Origin of the sequence: Phaeobacter gallaeciensis DSM 26640 (assembly GCF_000511385.1) — a bacterium.
In the GTDB taxonomy this organism is placed as follows: domain Bacteria; phylum Pseudomonadota; class Alphaproteobacteria; order Rhodobacterales; family Rhodobacteraceae; genus Phaeobacter; species Phaeobacter gallaeciensis.
Genome location: NC_023139.1, coordinates 59,216 through 77,012 on the forward strand (window position 1 = coordinate 59,216; position 17,797 = coordinate 77,012).

Annotated in this window: 19 protein-coding genes and 1 pseudogene; 10 read left to right on the forward strand and 10 right to left on the reverse strand. The window is 55.9% G+C overall.

Translation table 11 applies throughout. The features are described from left to right. Position 1: 1 nt before the first annotated feature. On the reverse strand, positions 2–859 hold the full coding sequence (locus GAL_RS20380; protein ID WP_024099483.1) for a fumarylacetoacetate hydrolase family protein: 858 nt from the start codon (positions 857–859) through the stop codon (positions 2–4). 14 nt (positions 860–873) lie between these two features. Continuing rightward, entirely contained in the window at positions 874–1,725 is an 852-nt protein-coding gene (locus GAL_RS20385; protein WP_024099484.1) for a VOC family protein, read from the reverse strand. A 73-nt stretch (positions 1,726–1,798) separates the two neighbouring features. Here GAL_RS20385 and GAL_RS22570 point away from each other — a divergent pair, with 73 nt between their 5' ends. Together GAL_RS22570 and GAL_RS20390 are read left to right on the forward strand one after the other, a co-directional pair. Further along, the gene (locus GAL_RS22570) at positions 1,799–2,116 is read left to right on the forward strand and encodes a hypothetical protein (protein WP_145957945.1); all 318 of its coding nucleotides are present in this window, start codon (positions 1,799–1,801) and stop codon (positions 2,114–2,116) included. 1 nt (position 2,117) lies between these two features. After that, entirely contained in the window at positions 2,118–2,870 is a 753-nt protein-coding gene (locus GAL_RS20390) for an IclR family transcriptional regulator (RefSeq protein WP_024099485.1), read from the forward strand. Between the two features lie 251 nt (positions 2,871–3,121). On the opposite strand, the gene GAL_RS20395 is transcribed toward GAL_RS20390, so the two are convergent. Continuing rightward, positions 3,122–3,490, reverse strand: a complete 369-nt coding sequence (locus GAL_RS20395) for an antibiotic biosynthesis monooxygenase family protein (RefSeq protein WP_024099486.1) — start codon at positions 3,488–3,490, stop codon at positions 3,122–3,124. A gap of 370 nt (positions 3,491–3,860) precedes the next feature. Between GAL_RS20395 and GAL_RS20400 the strand changes: the two genes are divergently transcribed. The 3 genes from GAL_RS20400 (at position 3,861) to GAL_RS20410 (ending at position 6,300) form a co-directional block, all read left to right on the forward strand. Beyond that, positions 3,861–4,850, forward strand: coding sequence for a TAXI family TRAP transporter solute-binding subunit (locus tag GAL_RS20400; protein WP_024099487.1), 990 nt, complete (start codon positions 3,861–3,863; stop codon positions 4,848–4,850). Between the two features lie 42 nt (positions 4,851–4,892). Further along, positions 4,893–5,606, forward strand: coding sequence for a dienelactone hydrolase family protein (locus GAL_RS20405; RefSeq protein ID WP_024099488.1), 714 nt, complete (start codon positions 4,893–4,895; stop codon positions 5,604–5,606). A gap of 274 nt (positions 5,607–5,880) precedes the next feature. After that, positions 5,881–6,300: a DUF4345 family protein gene (locus GAL_RS20410; protein ID WP_024099489.1), complete on the forward strand. Its 420-nt coding sequence runs from the start codon at positions 5,881–5,883 to the stop codon at positions 6,298–6,300. A gap of 129 nt (positions 6,301–6,429) precedes the next feature. Here GAL_RS20410 and GAL_RS20415 read toward each other — a convergent pair whose 3' ends face one another. After that, positions 6,430–7,650 carry an NAD(P)/FAD-dependent oxidoreductase gene (locus GAL_RS20415; protein ID WP_040104395.1) on the reverse strand — a complete coding sequence of 407 codons (1,221 nt, stop codon included), beginning with the start codon at positions 7,648–7,650 and terminating at the stop codon, positions 6,430–6,432. 260 nt (positions 7,651–7,910) lie between these two features. On the opposite strand from GAL_RS20415, the gene GAL_RS20420 reads away from it, so the two are divergent. From GAL_RS20420 to GAL_RS20440, 5 genes and pseudogenes are all read left to right on the forward strand, one after another. Beyond that, complete coding sequence (locus GAL_RS20420) at positions 7,911–8,231, forward strand: SCP2 sterol-binding domain-containing protein (RefSeq protein ID WP_024099491.1); 321 nt, start codon at positions 7,911–7,913, stop codon at positions 8,229–8,231. Between the two features lie 38 nt (positions 8,232–8,269). Further along, the gene (locus GAL_RS20425) at positions 8,270–8,962 is read left to right on the forward strand and encodes a cupin domain-containing protein (RefSeq protein ID WP_024099492.1); all 693 of its coding nucleotides are present in this window, start codon (positions 8,270–8,272) and stop codon (positions 8,960–8,962) included. Between the two features lie 21 nt (positions 8,963–8,983). Further along, positions 8,984–9,553, forward strand: coding sequence for a cupin domain-containing protein (locus tag GAL_RS20430; protein WP_024099493.1), 570 nt, complete (start codon positions 8,984–8,986; stop codon positions 9,551–9,553). Positions 9,554–9,605: 52 nt separating this feature from the next. After that, a complete protein-coding gene (locus tag GAL_RS20435) occupies positions 9,606–10,394 on the forward strand; it encodes an IclR family transcriptional regulator (RefSeq protein WP_024099494.1) in 789 nt (262 codons plus the stop codon). A gap of 37 nt (positions 10,395–10,431) precedes the next feature. Then, positions 10,432–10,902: pseudogene (locus GAL_RS20440) on the forward strand (flavodoxin domain-containing protein). A gap of 142 nt (positions 10,903–11,044) precedes the next feature. Here the strand turns inward: GAL_RS20440 and GAL_RS20445 are convergent. From GAL_RS20445 to GAL_RS20470, 6 genes are all read right to left on the reverse strand, one after another. Beyond that, the gene (locus GAL_RS20445) at positions 11,045–11,809 is read right to left on the reverse strand and encodes a LamB/YcsF family protein (protein WP_024099497.1); all 765 of its coding nucleotides are present in this window, start codon (positions 11,807–11,809) and stop codon (positions 11,045–11,047) included. Between the two features lie 30 nt (positions 11,810–11,839). Beyond that, entirely contained in the window at positions 11,840–13,750 is a 1,911-nt protein-coding gene (locus GAL_RS20450) for a TRAP transporter permease (RefSeq protein WP_024099498.1), read from the reverse strand. Between the two features lie 20 nt (positions 13,751–13,770). Beyond that, positions 13,771–14,727, reverse strand: a complete 957-nt coding sequence (locus GAL_RS20455) for a TAXI family TRAP transporter solute-binding subunit (protein ID WP_024099499.1) — start codon at positions 14,725–14,727, stop codon at positions 13,771–13,773. Between the two features lie 290 nt (positions 14,728–15,017). Then, positions 15,018–15,857 carry a BKACE family enzyme gene (locus tag GAL_RS20460; protein WP_024099500.1) on the reverse strand — a complete coding sequence of 280 codons (840 nt, stop codon included), beginning with the start codon at positions 15,855–15,857 and terminating at the stop codon, positions 15,018–15,020. Between the two features lie 4 nt (positions 15,858–15,861). After that, entirely contained in the window at positions 15,862–16,737 is an 876-nt protein-coding gene (locus GAL_RS20465) for an intradiol ring-cleavage dioxygenase (RefSeq protein ID WP_024099501.1), read from the reverse strand. Between the two features lie 25 nt (positions 16,738–16,762). Further along, the gene (locus GAL_RS20470; RefSeq protein ID WP_024099502.1) at positions 16,763–17,797 is read right to left on the reverse strand and encodes a branched-chain amino acid ABC transporter permease; all 1,035 of its coding nucleotides are present in this window, start codon (positions 17,795–17,797) and stop codon (positions 16,763–16,765) included.

The window sequence follows — 17,797 nt, forward strand, 5'->3', positions numbered from 1 at the left end:
CTCAGGACGTGCTTTCTGCCATAATCGGATTGGTCAGCGTTCCAAGCATGCCAATCTCAACCTCAACCACGTCGCCGGGTTTCATATAGAGCGGCGGATCCCGCCGATCCCCGACCCCACCGGGGGTTCCGGTGACGATGACATCACCGGCGGAAAGCGGCGTGTAGGTGGAGATGTATGAAATCAACCGCTCAATCGGAAAAATGAGGTCTGAGAGGGTCGCATCCTGCATCACTTCGCCGTTCAGACGGGTCTGGATCGGCAGCTTGGTGTAATCGCCCACCTCATCGGCAGTGACCATGCAGGGGCCAAAACCACCGGTGCCGGGAAAGGTCTTGCCGGGCCCGAACTGATGCGTGTGGCGCTGCCAATCCCGAATGGTGCCGTCGTTGTAACAGGCATACCCCGCAACGTGGGACAGGGCCGTCTCTTCGGGGATGCAGCGGCCCCCGCGCCCGATGATGACGGCCAGTTCACCTTCGTAGTCGAGCTTGTCAGAGATGGCGGGCATGATCATCGGTTGACCATGGGCAATCTGGCTGTCGGGATACCGTGCGAACATCGTTGGATGTTTCGCATCGGGCCGTTTGGTTTCTGCGCGATGGGTTTCGTAATTCAGACCTACACAGAGGATTTTCCCAGCATCCGGGATGACAGGCAAAAGCACTGCATCGGTCAGGGTAAAATCTGGCGACCGCCCTTCTGTATAACGGGCCGCAGCCTCCATGAGATCGGCGGCAATCAACGCCTTGAGGCTTGTGACGTCCGGTCTGAGCTTGCCGGTCAGATCGACGATGCCGCCAGGAACCAGAGCGCCGACACCGGCCGCGCCCAGGCGTGTGAAGCTGATGAGTTTCATGTCTATTTCTCCGATTATGACCGCAAAACGGCGCGACCCCATTTGTTGAGCGTGCGTGCGTCCTGGGGCCAGTCGATAACGTCGCGGTCGTAGATGGTTTCCAGTTCACCTGAAATCTCGATCCAGTTGCCGTCCGGGTCGGTGTAAAACACAAACAGGTTATTGCCAGGTCCATGGCGGCCAGGCCCCCAGGTCAAAAGCACATCATTGGCAGAGAACCGGTCGCAGAACTGTTTGATGTTGTCCATCGTGCCCGCCTCATAGGAATGATGGTCCACGCCAGTGCGATCGGATTTGAAGCACGCGATCGTGTGATGTTCGTGGTTCGTCGTCGTAAAGATCGTGGCCGGTTCGCCATTTTCGTGCAGCACGCGATCGGACAGGAAAAAGCCAAGCTTATCGACGTAGAATTCTTTGAAACCTTCGATGTTCTGGGTCGCGAAGGTCAAATGCTGGGTTGGCGCATGGATGCCATCGCGTTCGGGCTTGTAAGAGACAGTGCGCGTTTTCGCCATCCCAAAGCAAATCAGATGTCCATCGTTGTCACGCACCGCAAAGGCCCCATCTTCGAAGTAGGGGGACACGTTATCGAGGATTTCCACCCCATTCGCCTCGGCCAGCGCACGCTGATCCGCAAGCACCCCGGCATTGCGATAAGCCAGCCCTGCATAGGCAAGCTTCTGGTCTTCACCTTTCACCGCCACGAAACGGCGCAGCGGACCAGTGCAGCGAAATTCGGTGTCGGAAATCTTCTCGACATCCATGTCCATGTTAGCGGCATAGAAATTGGCGAGGCGCTCAGGGTCTGAACTCTCGAAAGCGACGTGGTGCAGATAGGCTCCTGCCTGGACAGTGCTATGTGGCATCTCATTCCCCTCGTTGTATTATTATCGTATAATGGAAATAATGCACATAAGCAACAGTTGAAATGGCTTTAATATGGTAAATGGTTCATCCAGCGCTGCGTGCGGCAAGCCACGCCTTCACAATTTCCAGGGTCAGGTGATAACGATCCTGAAGCGGCCTGGTCGCGATGAACCTCCGGACTGCCTGGATCACCTCTGGGTCAGCCTGTCAAAAGAACGGACAATCGTTGCAGGTGCGAACATCGATCCGCAGCTTTTCAAAAAACCCATCCAAAACAAGGCAGCAGGTTTCGTTTTATTTTCCCCAGACCGGCATGGCTGGCCTGTTTTTCCCTGGATTTTACCGGTAAAAGGTAAAATCAGAATGTCATTCGAATTAGGGATATGCTGAGATGGTTGGGATTATGCGGTACATGCGGATTCTCGCGTTGTTCGACCAGAGAAATTCGACTTGGACGGTGACAGAGATTTCTAAGGAGCTCGACACCTCGGCAAGCACGCTTTACCGACTGATACGCGAGATGCTGGCGGCTGGATTGCTGGAAAGCACGGTCGAGTCGCGATATCGTCTGGGGCCGGTCTTTATCGAATATTACCGTCGGATCAAACTGACGGATCCTCTGGTCTTGTCCGGTTCGGAATTCCTTCGCCCACTGTTGGCGCAGATCGCTCTTCCTTGCGCCACAATCCTGGCGCGTCTGTATGGTAAGACCGTCATGTGTGTCGCCGAGGAACGGGCATTTAATGCGACGTTCGAGACAAGTTACGAACTTGGGCGCCCGATGCCGATCTTGCGCGGGGCAACATCCAAAGCCGTGCTTTCCACCCTTCCGAAGCGTCAGATCATTTCGTTGATTTCCCAGGAAGAGCCCACGGTTGATGCAGAGGCCGCCTATGCGGATCTCGCGAATATCAGAAAGGTGGCCATCAGCGAAACACACGGCGAGGTGGACACTGGATTGGTTGGGATCGCAGCCCCGTTGCGAAGTGCCGATCTGGGGATAAACGCCTCTCTTTCCGTTATCGTGGAAAGTTCCAACCTCAATGAGACGACACGCCCTCAAATCTATTCGGTTTTGAGCTCCACGGCGCGCATCATCGAGAGCTTTATGCTGGAACAGCCGATACATGTAAAAAGCAAATAGGCACTAGGGTCAGGACCCATTAATCCTGCACCTCTGGTTTGACTGGCTTTGCCTCTGACAAGGAACAGATCCACAGGAATAGTGGTTATATTTCAAGAAGATGTGACGCAGCTCAGAGGCAAAATCAGCCAAATCCCCCGGACGTGCGAACCACTGCTTTTTTGCCGTTCGCGCGCCAGCGATGCAGGATTATGGGTCCTGGCCCTAAGGTTGTGAGACCGCAGGGCCAAGGCTTAGGCCTGTGCTATTCATTAACCGACACAGAAACCCGGCACAGTCATCTTTGTAAAGAGGTGCGGGCGCACGACAGCGCTCTCCGGGTATTGGCCGATACGGGCCTGAAACTCGGGATTGGTGAACGCATTGCGGAACGTCTCCACATTCTCCCAAATCGCATAGTTCATGTAGGTGGCGCTGCCTGCCAAGCCCTTGTGCATCTGCGTTGAAATGTAGCCGGGCTGCTCTTTCATAAAGCCAGCGTCATGCGCCCATGCCTTCACCAAAGCTTCTTCGTCTTTTGGATCGATCGAGAACACATTCACCAGAACAACAGGGCCTTCATTGCTCCCCAACTGGTCCGCCAGTGTTACAACTTCATCAAGTTCCACAAGTTTTGCCATTTTTTCCTCCGATTTTAGTGGCTTTAGTAATTTTTGGGCTCGCAGGCAGGCCCCGCCTCTAGGCCCTTCGTGCTTTACGGCCTGCGGTAGGGGCAGCTCCAGAATCTGTTCGCGGCCACCCTATAACATAGTTTGCTATGTTTTTCACTTGAACTTTCTGCTCCTCTCAACCTGACCGTTTATGCGCAGGCTCCTATCAGGGGTGTGTATTTGCCCGGCGGCACAAACAGTTAAGGTTCAAAACTGCCGCTTAGCCCAAGCGGTCAGCTTGCTGTGATTCTTCAATTTCTCAAATTACGGGAAAATTTTATTGTGGCAAGTCCGTAAATCCTATAAGAAGACAATAATACATCAAAGGGTGGATTCCAAGATGGCCAGCGCAACAGACCGGCAAGTTCAGCCGCAACTAGATCGAAGTGTTCACCTGAACTTTACCGGCGACTGGGGGCAGGCGAACTTCCACCGTATCTGTTCCTGGCTCTGCCAGGAGGTTTGCGACCGTACGGCAAAGGGGTCTAGAGTCGGGATCTGGAACCTGATCGCCGGGGCAGATTCTCCCATCGCGGTGTCAAAGGGGGAGATGGACCTTTGCATCGCCACCCCTGTCCAGATGCTGCCCGGCGCTCTGGCTGGAGAAGGCATCTTTGAGGGCAATCCTTTGCCCCGCCTCCGCACGCTTGCCATCCTGCCGCAAACAGACCGCATGGTTTTCGCGATTGATCCCAAATATGGAATCACAAGTTTCGAAGAGCTGCGGCAGAAAAAACCACCGATCACTTTGGCGACATCTGAAGATGATGGCGTCAATCTGATTGGCTATACAGCAGCCCGCTATCTAGAAGCGCATGGAATTGACCGGGCAACGCTTGAATCCTGGGGTGGTCATCTGGTTACCGACACCCGTCCGGAGCAATCGGTCTTCCGCATGCGGGACGGCGAAGTCGATGCGCTGCTGCAAGAGGCATACATGACCCCATGGTGGCGGGATGCCGTTGCCAGGCGGTCTCTGACTTTCCTGCCTGCAGAAAGCGCCGCACTGACGAAGCTGGAAGAGCAATACGGCTGGCAACGGGCGACAATCCCTGCCAACTTCTGGGAAGGCCAAACAGAAGCGCTCGCTGCACTGAACTTCTCGGATTTCGCAGTGCTTGTGCGGGACGACATGCCCGAAGATCTCGCCCACCTCTTGACTTGGTGCCTGGTTGAAACGCGCGAGGTTATCGAACAGCAGTTCCGCCATATTCCGCCGGAGCACAGCCCTCTCAGCTATCCGCTGGAGCCGAAACGCATGGCGGCGTCCCCGATCCCGCTGCATCCAGGCGCTGCACGGTACTACAAAGAAGCGGGCGTCATCGGGTAACCCCTGCCCCAATTCCCCCAATGCCCAATACGGAGCACGACAATGGCTATTGATAGCAAGACAATCTCAATCACTGCGGCTGATGGCCAATCTTTCTCAGCCTATCGCAGCCGCCCTGCGTCAGGAGACGCCATTGGCGGAATCATCCTCGTTCAGGAAATCTTTGGCGTGAATGATAACATCCGGGCCGCGTCCGACTGGTTCGCAGCTCAGGGATATGATGTGATTGCGCCCGATATGTTCTGGCGCCAAGAGCGCGATGTAGAGTTGAACGCCGCATCAGAGGAAGACCGCAACAAGGCCATGGCCCTGATGCAGGGATTTGACCTTGAGGCAAGCCTGGGCGACATGGATGCCGCTGCGAACCTTCTGCGCGAAGACGCCAATCTGGCCGGAAAAATCGGTGTGGTTGGATACTGTTTGGGTGGTCGGGTTGCGTTCCGGATGGCTGCCTCTGATGCAGCGGATGCGGTCGTGTGCTTCTACCCCGTGGCAATCAGTCAGGACCTTGCAACCAGCACCGGCCCGCAGGCCCCGCTTCTTATCCATCTGGGCGCCGAGGACCACCTGTGCCCGCCGGAAGCCCAGGCCGCCATCACTGAACATGTGCAAAAGTCCGATACGGGAACCGTAACCGTTCACGACGGTGTCGGCCACGCCTTTGCCCGCCTAGGCCGCAGCGGCCGCGCAGAAGAGGCAGCCGTTTCAGCGGAAGCAGCGACCTTGGACTTCTTCAAGAAACATTTGGGCGCGTGAACCCAAAACGCCAGGTACGAACAATGATGCCTGGCATGACAACTCAAGCACCGGTTTTCTTCCGGTGCTTCTCTTTTCGCCTTAGCAATACGCCTTTGCTTGCAAACGGCCGGCGCTAGGCAAAGTTTTTCCTTTTGGGGCAGCGGCCCTTTGGCGGCAAGCCTTTCAGCCCCTGCCCGGCCAAGGCTTAAGCCGCCTGAGGGCCTGGAGACTAAAGGGCAAAAGCACACAGATTCATCCAAAAGCCGAATATGCACTACCAAGGGAGGAAGGCATGAGCACTTCAACGCAAAGACTATTTTCAAAAGTTCCAAGAGCTGCACTGCTGCTTTGCGGGCTGATTATGTGCCTGGCCGGAGTGGCCGGCGCTCTTGATCCCAGCGTGATTAGCGGCACCTCTGTTCTGGCGCCAGACGGAATAACCAGTATTCGCGTCGATTTTGGAGGCTTTCACCTGGGCCTAGGCCTTTTTGCGCTATATGGCGTGGCGTTCCCATCGTTTCTGAAGCCAGGTTTAACTGCGGTCTGCACGACGCTCTCACTTGTCGTTCTGACAAGATTGGCTGGTATGGGGCTGGATGGTGTAAACGACGCTCAGACAACCATCCTCTCCAGAGAGCTGGTGCCCTTTGTCCTTTCCTGGATCGGGTTGTTGTGCCTTGTGCGACAGCCAAAACCCGCGATCCCTGCGTAACGCCCCGGCGCTCTATCAAGACGCGGCGCCTACTGTATTGAGGCACTCGAAACTGAAAAGGGCGGAATATTTCTATTCCGCCCCCTATGTCATTTCAGGTTTCGCTTCGCGCTAAGCTATACCAGTCAATCAGCGGCGGGCCGCCTTCATTATTTTGCGAAGGGGTACATCGCTATCAGCGAACGTGGCTTCGTCGCCGAAAAACTCCGGATCGGCAATCATTCTGCGCAGCAGCGGCATATCCCGAGCCTGATTGAGTGTCACAGCGCCCGTGATCTTGTTGCCGGTCAGCTGGACAAGCGTCACACCGCCATCCTCACTGATGCGTTCTACGGCCGGTCTGTCCGCATCCAGCATGCCGAGGATCTGGATATTGAGGTCGCCCTGATCGGACCAGAACCAGGGAGTGGTCGAAACCTCCGTAAGCTGTCCTGCTGCGGACCGCCCGGCGGCGTCGCCTTGAACATTGGCATTTTCCCAGGACTCCAGGCGCATATGTCGGCCATAGGCTGGGTTCATCTGGTTCACCGCATCCCCGATGGCAAAAACATCCGGGTCCGAGGTCCGTCCGAAACTGTCAGTTTTTATCCCGTTTTCAATGCTTAAGCCTGCTGCTTCTGCCAACGACGTTTCAGGGTCGACTCCAATGCCGACCAGTATCATATCCGTCGGCAAGACTGTGCCGTCAGACAATTGCAGGCCACCATCCTTGAACGCGCTTGCCTGAACGCCGAACAGGAACTGCACACCGCTATCAGAATGATATTTCTGTACACGTGCACTGACTGCTGGCGACCCGATCCGCGGCAGCAGTGTTTCGCCCGCCTCGACGATTGTAACAGCACAGCCAAGTTTCTGCGCAGTGGCCGCGACTTCCAATCCGATGAAGCCACCGCCAATAACCGCCAGGCGCCTGCCCGGGTTCAACTGCTCTCTCAGCTTGATGCAATCCCCCATGCTGCGCAGATAGTGAACCGCACTCTCATCTGCGCCCTCCAAGGAGATTCGCCTCAGCTTGCTGCCGGTGGCAAGAATCAGGCTGTCATAGGCAAGGTCACCGCCCTGCTCGAGACTGGCAATCTTCGCGGCCCGGTTAATGTGCGTGACAGTCTCTCCCAGCCGCAGCTGGATACCTTGCTCCCGCGCAGCGGCCTCATCGAAAACATAGGGCACCTTCGTCTCTGCATCCAGCAGCATCGCCTTAGACAGAATCGGCCTCTCATAGGGGGCAAATGCCTCTTTGGCGACCACAGTAATATCAGCAGATGGATCAGTTGAGCGTGCAGCCAGAGCCGCACGGCCCCCAGCTTGCCCCCCGCCAACGATCACGATTTTCCGTCTATTAGACAATGCTCCACCCTTTCCGTCGTGAACCAGGATTCGAAGAACCCCTCTCTGCGGCCATCGCTTCCAGAGCCGGTTACTGTGATGGTCTGGGCAGGCCGAGCATGATGACAATCAGCTGCTCTATTATGTCAGTATTTTTCGCGCTAAACAATAAATTTAGACTTCATGTTTGACAATTTTCCCATAATATGCGATTTGTGATCATACAGAGGGGCGATAGGAGCACCAATCTGGGAGATGGCTTCAATGGGAGGAGAAATCAAATGACCAAACCCACACTCGAAGAGATGACTGCTGAAATGCGCAAGCGCGTTGGTGAAGACAGCGGCTTCGGACATACTGTGAAATTCAACTTTGGCGACGATGGCGTAATTTTCATTGACGCCAAGAATGTTCCTCATGTCGTGTCGAACGAAGACAACGACGCAGAAACAATCGTGAATATTAAGTTCGGAGACTTCTGCAAGATTTCCGATGGCAGCAAGGACCCAACGGAAGCATTCATGGCCGGCCGGATGACGATCGACGGCAACGTTGATGCGGGCTGGAAGCTTGGCTCCATCATCGGGCCTGACCGGGCTTGATGCCGGCGTTTCTGACACCCAACAGGAGACGATAGCCAATGAGCACTGACAGCAAGCAATTGACCATTGCGCCGCCCGATCCGGACCGGCCTCCACTGGCCTCTAACGCATTCCACGCTGCACGGACTGCAAACACAACACTGACAACCCCCTTCCCCTATGTCACTGAAGAATGTCTTGTCCCGGGCATCGCCCTGTTTCAGGGCGACTTGGGCGACGCGGGCATGGGGCACTTCCACCACACGAACTCGGTAGATGAAACCTTCCTCTGCCTGGCTTCGAAAGGATCCGCAGTGCGTACCGGGACCTTGATGGTGGGTCCGCGCAGCCATCATGTCGGCTCTTTCTTTGAAAATGAACGCGACCCGGAGAATGTGATGCTGATGATCGTTGTTCAGCGTCAATCGGCCAAAGGTGTGCGGCAGCACGAAGGTCTGACCTTCCACTGCCACAAGTGCCAGAACGTCATGCTGGATCACGAGTTCGACGTCGAGAACTACAACGAAATCCGCGGCCCGGTCCCCGGATACTTTGCCCCGCTGGAAACGCTTCTCAAGAGTTTTGAGTTCGGCAAGGAATACAACGACAGCGTTGACGTACGGACCTGCTCAAAATGCGGGCACGTGCACGACAAGTTCCCGATGCATGTTTGGGGCTGGACCAATTACCACACCAACTACGAAGCCAGTGAGCATTGCCGTGATTTGCTCATTGAAGCAACGTCAGCTTGATCTCAGCGAGGAGAAAGAAAGATGCCACGCAGGCGATTTCACCAAACATACCAACTCGCTCAGCAGATCGGCTGCTTTGACGAATACCCGGCGATCTCGGAAGGTGTCGACCCACAGGTCAACATCAGCCGCAGTGACCGCGTTCAGCCGTTTCATCTGATCTGCGAGAAAGACACAATGATCGTGCTGATGTCCGGCGCGGCCAAAGTCGAGTTCCGCCAGAGCAGTGTGAATTATGTGAATGGCACTCCGGGCGAGATGATTTACGTTCCCGCCCGCATTCCGCACCGCGTCGTGCCTTCGGAAGAAACCATTCTGTACCGCTACAAGGCAGAACATGCCGGGCTGGAAGCTGTGGCATGGTATTGCGAGGGCTGTGCCTCGGAGGTTGCCCGCGTAACATGGGACACCGCCGAAGAACTGCCGCAAGAAGGGTATCTGCGGGCGACCGCTGCCTTTAACAGCGATCAGGCCATGCGGACCTGTGACACCTGCGGCAAGGAGCATCCACCAGTGGATACAACCGGCAACCGCTGGCAAGAAATCATCGACGAGCTGACAGCAGAAGCAGACGAAGATGACGACTGGTAGGCTGTGCTGCGTTTAACTATTCCTTTCACTCAGCAATCCGGAGAATCGCTTTATGGCTACAGCAGATAAACTTCTATCAGTCATGAAGCTTTTCACCATGGATGAACCTGAATGGACGGTAGAAGAGGCGACCAAACGCCTGGAACTGTCCAGCAGCTCAACCTACCGCTACTTCAACAGCCTAAGTGCTTTAGGCTTTGTAGAGGCGCTGAACCCCGGTGTTTATACGCTGGGTCCTGCAATCATCGAATTCGACAGGATGATCAGGCGGCAGGATCAGCTCGTCAAAACCGCAACGCCGATCATGCGGCGGCTGGTGGACTTAACCGACGATGCCGGTTCCGTTCTGTTGTGCCGGAAATTCCGCCATCAGGTAATGTGTGTGCACAGTGAGGGGTTTGTCGATCCGGATAAGTCTCTTTCCTATGAAAGAGGCCGCCCTTTGGGCCTGTTCCTGGGCGCAGCGTCGCGTGTCGTGCTCGCCTATATTCCGGGGCGCAATCTCAAGGTGATCTATGCTGAAAATGAAAAGGAAATAGCAACCTCCGGCCTGGGTGCCACCTGGGAGGAATTCCGGCGCAGCTTGAAGCGCATTCGCAATGACGCGATCGTAGTCGCTTACGGGCAGCTCGACGCAGGGAAAGTCGGCATTGCAGCACCGATCTTTGCTGCCAACAAGTCAATCATCGGCAGTATCACGCTTGTCCTCAACGAACACGAGGTCAACACACAGATGGTGGAGCGGCTGTCGATCTACGTCCAGGCAGCGGCTCAGGAGGTTACTCTAGGGCTCTCGGCAGCTTTCAATGACAAACACCCCGGCGCGTCCGGATCTGAATGAGCTGACTCCAATTAGTGGAATCGGCGGGAGAAAGAAAATGAGCGAACATCCTATTGTTGTTCTTGTTGCTTCCATGAGCGGTGTTGCCGAAATGGTCGCAGACGAAGTGGCAGATAAGCTTAACGAGCTTGGCCACAAGGCACGTGTCGTCCGCATGGAAAAAGCATCGCAAAAAATGCTGGATGCGCGAGACACCTAAGTGATTTGCAGCTCCACATACGGAACGGGCGAAGTTCCGGACAACGGCAAGCCATTTCATGAATTCCTCACCAAAGAGCGCCCCAACTTGTCCCATGTGCGTTATGGCGTAATCGCTTTGGGAAGCCAGGACTATCCACAGACATTCTGTGGCGGCGGCAAGGCATTTGATGCGACCTTCGCCGATTTGGGCGCGAAACGCCTAGTCGACCGGATGGAGCATGACGCAAAATCCGGCGTCTACCCGGAAGAAGCCGCGCTTGAATGGCTGGACGGCTGGGCAACTGCTTTGTCCGCAGAACTGGCCTGAAAACTACCCCCGTTTTTCAGGCCTTCCGGTTGCCTCTTCGGAACAAGGCGGCAACCGGTTCGAAATATCCGCAGAACTTGCTGTCTGCCGCTAGCCCGCACGAGACTTTTGCGGCGAGCTGAAAAGCGGCGGGCAGGACCGCTCAAGCGCCGAACATTCTGATGGAAACACCTGCATCGATCAGGTTGCTTCGGATCTTCGAACCCATTGCCAATGCACCACTGGTGTCTCCGTGCAAACAGACCGTATCCACGCGGCACGGCAGGCGTTTTCCAGATTTTGTAATGACAGCCTGATCTTTTAGCATCTTCAAGATCCGCTCGGCCGCATAGTCAGCATCCTCAATCACAGCGCCCGGCTTTTTGCGGTCCACCAGGGTCCCGTCTTCTTCATACTCACGATCAGCATAAATCTCCCCGACCCAGGTGCAGTCCAATTCCTTGGCAGCTTGCTCCATGGCGGTCGACGCAATGGCCATCAGAATGATGTCCGGCTGGACCGCCAGGGCCGCCTGGAAACAGGCCCGTGCAACACTGATGTCTTCCGATGCGATGTTGCCCAAAGCGCCATGCAGCTTCAGATGCCGGACCGAACCGTCGGCAAGCCGCGCCATCGCCTGGGCAGCACCCAGCTGATAGCCAATCATATTGCTCAGCTCTTCAGCAGAAAAGTTCATCCTGCGCCGTCCGAAGCCTGCCAGGTCCGGAAAGCCCGGATGCGCCCCGATTCCGGTCCCCTTTCGAACCGCAATCTCCATTGTACGCGCCATGATATTCTGATCACCGGCATGAAACCCGCAGGCAATATTCGCCGAGGACACAATGTCCATCAGGGCGGCGTCATCACCCATTTTCCAGGCCCCGAACCCCTCACCGAGGTCCGAATTGAGGTCAACCGTATTTGCCATGTCAGATTTTCCTTCGCTTCCCGGATCTTGTCATTCAGTCTTTTGCGCAGCGCCGTGCGGGCTCTGTTTTGCACTTACAACAAACAGCGCCAGCAGACACAGGCCGGCAGCATCACTCCAGACAGCTGCCGGATGCAGGCCCGATGGAATAAGGCACAGGGCACCGCCTATCCCCAAGATGACACGGAACATGCCGCTTCTTTTCCCGAAGAAATACCCCACGAAACTGGCGGTTACCATGAAGATCCCGACCAATGCCGTTGCAATCGCCCACAGCGCCGACAGCAGGTCACCTTCCAGTATCAAACCCGGAGCAAACAAAAACAAAAACGGCACCAAATAGGCAGGCCAGGCCAGTTTCATCGCTTCTTTGCTGGTCGCCCAGGCAGACGCGTCGGCAATATTCGCCGCCGCAAAAGACGCTAGCGCCACAGGCGGTGTGATCATCGACATTAAGCCGAAATAGAATACAAAGAGATGCGCTGAAATCACCGGCACCCCGTATTCGATCAGCGCCGGAGCAACCAACGTTGCCAGCAGGATATAGACCCCAACAGTCGGCATCCCCATACCCAGCACAATCGATATCACCGCCGTGATAAGCGCAAGAACCAACAGGCTGCCGCCACTTGCCGTAATGATGTGCAACGTCAGGTTAAATGCCAGACCGGTTATGTTTAGAATGCCAATGATCAGGCCCGCCGCAGCGCATACAAGGATCAATCCGATGGCTGCCTTACCGGCCGCTGCAACAGATTCCAGGATCTGGGAAGGGCGAATTCTCCTGCCCTTATAGCCAAAAACAAAGCTTCCCGCCAAAAGCACCAGGGTGGAAATCACCGCTGACCGCTCCGGGCGCATGTTCAGGGCGAACAGGGTGTAGATCAGCACCGCAAATGGCAGGATGAAATGCCACCCCTGACGCAAAGCCTCGCGACTGCTTGGGATTTCAGCCTCGTCAACCTTGGCAACGCCGCGTTTCGCAGCGGTCAGATCTACATTGATGAAGATCGCGCAGTAATACAGCAGCGCAGACGGCAAGGCTGCCAGCATGACAGCCGAATAATCAACGCCAATAAAGTCCGCCATGATAAATGCAGCGGCCCCCATGACAGGCGGTACCAGCTGGCCCCCGGTCGACGCGACCGCCTCGACAGCTGCTGCATATTTGCTTTGAAACCCGGATTTTTTCATCATCGGGATTGTCACAACACCTGTCCCGACGACATTACCAACGGCAGATCCGGAAATTGAGCCGAACAGGGCTGAGGCTGACACCGCAACCTTGGCAGGACCGCCACGGAAACGGCCCATCCCTGACAACGCCAGGTCATTGAAAAAATCTGCCGCACCGCAGGCGGTCAAAAACTGTCCGAATAGAAGATATGGGACAACAATGACGACCGCCACCTTCAGCGCCGACCCGAGAATGCCGTTTGCATCCAGACTGAGGTAGATAACCAGCTCATCCCAGTACGTCGGGCGGCTCTGGAGGTCGCCGGGGAAAAGATGCCCCCAGAGCCCGTAGGCTAAAAATATTAGCACTACGATGAGAATCCCGGTCCCCGCCGCCCGCCGCAAAAGCACAAGCAGCGCACCCAGCAGAACACAGCCAATAACTACCAGCCGTGGCGGCACAAACGGAGCATCCATTGACAACTGAACAAAATACACCGCGACGAACCCGCCGGTAGCAAGGCAGGCAGCAGCGATGGAAGCGCAGCCCAGCCTGACCGCGTTGGTAGTGGCGGTCTGAGCCATGCTCAAAAAGCCAGATGCCAGCCCAAGAGCAAAGACTGCCACCAGCAGCTGGGCGTCGTAAACGGACAGGCCCGCATAGCGGTGCAGGTTAGCTGCGTAGCTAACTGAGAGGGCTACAATCAGCCCTCTCAGAATCTGGTTACCCCATGCCAGCGCAGCGGTTTCAGAAGGTTCAGTCATCACCCCAGACCCCGCAGCGCTTAATGCGACATCCCTGCCTGTTGATAATACTGGGCCGCAGCCGGGTGGTACGCGAGGCCGCCCATGTCGGGTGCCATTTTACTGGGGTCAAACCGGGCAAAGGTTTTGAAGATGCTGCGAACCTTCTCAGGATTGTCGTGGATAAAGGCCACGATGGGGGCGATCGTCTCATCCGAAACATGAGCGCCAGCCAGCAGCACATAGTCGTAGAACATCATGTTCGTATCGGTCTCGACTCCGGGGGCAGATCCAGCCGGGACGTTATCGATGTAAGCCGTTGGGACAAACTCTCTGACACCGGCCAGCGCTTCCGGTGTGTTCTCCAAACCCAGCCAGCGGATTCCAATGGCTGCATCTGCCTCGCGGGTTTTGCCGCCGGCCAGCGCAAAGAACGCCACCTCAGCCGTCCCGGAAATCAAGTCATCCACGCCATTCGGAACCGATGGCACATTATCAAGCTGCATCTCATCAATGCTCAGGCCGCCGCCGGCAAGAATGGCATCGACCTGAGGCCGCAAAGTTGGTTGCGCCGTGTATCCGTAGGTTATCGATTTGCCCTTGGCGTCGGCGACCATGGTCATACTGCTGGCCTTGTTGACCATGAACCCATAAGCCGAGCCGCCCATTGCCGCCACAAGACGAAGATTGCCCAGTTGCCGCCCCTCAAACGCACCCGTCCCGCCTGCAGCGGCGGAAAAATCTGGGCTAGGCGCCAGCAACAGATCCAGTCGGGAATTATCCACCAGCGGCATCGTCTGACCCGAGCCGCCAAACGACTGAACACGCACGTCATAGCCGAGTTCTTCTGACAGAAGCTTTGCAAATCCTGCATTCGCTGCATAGTTTTGCGATCCTTGTTTGCTGGCCCCGATGCCGATGCTCTGGGCCTCTGCCGTGGCTGCAATGGCCAAAGAACCCAAAAAGCACATCGCCAGTTTCTTGATGTTACCGAACATAGATATCCCTCCCGTGTCGGGTTGGCTCATGTTTCTTGGAAAAGCTCGATGGCTCCCTGCACGCTATCTGCGCCATGGAGCACGGGCAAACTATGCCAACCCTTATGATGGAGGAAAGCTTGGCCCAGTTTCATATACAATAATAATACAATAATTTCCCAAAAACATATCATATAATGTATGATTTAGCTGTCCTGCATTAAGTGCTGCCCCTGGCTTGCCTGCACGATACGGACGGCCGCCCCCGCCAGTTTTCTGGCAAGGGCGCGGCCGGAATTGCAGCTTGCCTGCTACGCGCCAGGAACCGGAAGGCCCAGAAGCGACCGGGCTTCCATCCAGGTTGCCACCGGACGGCAGTATCGATGGCAAACCTCAGCGGTTCGTGCAACCAACGCCGCATTTGACGGCGCAAGCGTTTCCCGGTCCAAACGAATATTGTCTTCCAGACCGGTACGGGCGTGTCCACCTGCCGCAACAGACCATTCATTCAGCTCCAGTTGATGGCGGCCGATACCTGCGGCACACCATTCAGATTCCGGCGCGAGCCGTTCCATCGTCTTCACATAGTAATTGAACACATTCTTGTCCGCCGGCATCGAATTCCGGACCCCCATGACAAACTGAACATACAGTTTTCCAGGAAGCTTGTTCGCCTTGCTCATCGCAACCGCTTGGTGAATGTGGCTCAGGTCAAAAGCCTCGATCTCGGCGGTGACAGAGTATTTCTTCATCTCATCCGCCAGCCATTCGACCAAATCCGGCGGATTGTCATAGGTCCGGTTGGGGAAGTTGGTGGACCCGACCGACAAAGATGCCATATCGGGCCGAAGCGGAAGACTGCCGCCGCGTTCACGCCCTGCCCCCGACCGGCCGCCGGTAGAGAACTGAACAATCATACCCGGGCAATGTTCATTCAGCCCTTCCAGCAGACGGCCGAACCTTTCCGGATCGGATGTCGGCGTGCCGTCATCATTGCGAACATGGCAATGGGCAATCGACGCACCGGCCTCGAAGGCGGCCTGTGTGCTTTCAATCTGTTCCGAAACTGTGATCGGCACAGCCGGGTTGTCTGATTTCTGCGGCAAGGAGCCGGTGATCGCCACACAGATGATGCAAGGTTTTTGCGTCATTGCCTCACCCCTCCGACTTTTCCGGCACCATCACAAAATCAAACGGCGATCGCCACTTGGTATCTCCCCCTTCATTTTCGACAAACGGCGCCACCAGCGTCGATTTCACACCAAAGACCGCATCGGATTTCAGATATTCGTCCTCCCCCGCAAAGGTATGAGTCACAATTTTTTCATACCCCGGCGCCGTGACCATGTAGTGCATATGCGCCGGTCGATAGGGATGCCGGTCAAGCTGGATAAGCAGTTTACCCACTGGCCCGTCGTGGGGAATTGGATAGGAGACCGGTTTCACACCTTTGAAGTGGTACGCACCGTCCGTCCCTGTGGTGAAGACACCGCGATTGTTCCACCTCGGCTGAATCCCGGGCTGCTGCACATCATAAAAGCCATCCTCATTGTCACACCAGACATCAATCCGCGCGCCTTCGACAGGGTTTCCGTCCAGATCAACAACGCGGCCTTCAAACAGGCAGGACTGCCCTTTGCCATCCAGGGAAATATTGGCTCCCATCTCGTATTCAGGTGCGTTTTCAACGTGGAACGGGCCAAGAACCGTATTCTCGGTCGCGCCTTCCGGGCGGCGGTTGTTGATGGCATCTGTCAGCATGGAAAAGCCCATGACATCGCTCAGCAGAATGAATTCCTGCCGGTTTTCATCGCAGATCTGCCCCGTCGAAGTCAGAAAATCGATTGCGACATCCCATTCGTCCTGGCGCAGTTCAACGTCTTTGGCGAACTGGTGGAGATGCTGTATCAGCGACGCCCAGATCTGGGCCAGCCGGGCATCCGCCTTTGATCCGTTGCGCCCCAGCACAGCTTCAACAGATGACTCTTCAGTGAAGTAGTCAATTTTGGAAAGATCAACCAAATTGGACATGGGTTATACCTCTATTTGATGTATGTCAGCGCGCGTGGATTTTCTCGGGTGGCAGCTGCCGCAGAGACAACAGCTCAATCCCGGTTTTTTCCGTAAACAATCCCCATAGGCCACGCCGCGCGAACAGCATGACCGCAATCCCAAGACAGCCCAAAACGATCAGGTAGACCGTGCCGTAATCAGCCAGCGTGCGTTGCAGGAAATAGAAAACGATCACTCCGACGATTGGTCCCGGCAGCGTACCGATCCCGCCAATCACCGTTATGAAGATGACGAACGCCGTCCAGTCCACGACCGAAAAGGCGGCCTCGGGGGTGACGCGTGTGATCTGAATGAAAAGAAGTGCACCGCACAAACCGGCTCCAAATGCTGTAAGCATGAAGACCCAGGCCTTCAGACGGATCGGATTCACCCCGACAGAGCGCGCGGCTTCCTCATTGTCGCGCAACGCCTGCAACCCAAGACCCATCCGGGATTTCAGGAACCAATATGCTGCTGCGAGCGTTGCAAGCGCGAGGCTCAGAGCAAGCCAATAAGTCAAGGCATCAGACGCCGCAGAAGAGCTGCCGCCGAGCCAGGCCTTGATTTCAGGCACCCCTGTCATAGCCTTGGTGGTGCCTTTGGGCAGCGAGGTCCCGGTCCCGCCTCCAAGGGCTTTCCATTGGGCGAGGCAGAGACGGGTGACCTCCGCGACGACCCATGTGCCGATCGCAAAATAGGCACCAGCCAGTCGGAACGAAAAGAATGCCATCGGGATTGCCAGCAGCATGGCGGCAATGCCGCCGACCACAATCCCGACCAAAGGGTCCATTCCCAGCAGGATAACGCAGGCAAACATGGCATATGCCCCGACACCGACAAACGCCTGCTGTCCAACGGACACCAGCCCGGCAAAACCTGCCAGCAAATTCCAATTTTGCGCCAGGATCAAAAGTGTCAGCACCCCGAACAGATCCTGAACCAGTGCACGCGATCCGATGACCGGCACCAGAAACAACAGAACGACCCCGGCCAAACCAGCCAGCTGCAGAACACGGGTAATATTCCTAGGATTGGACAT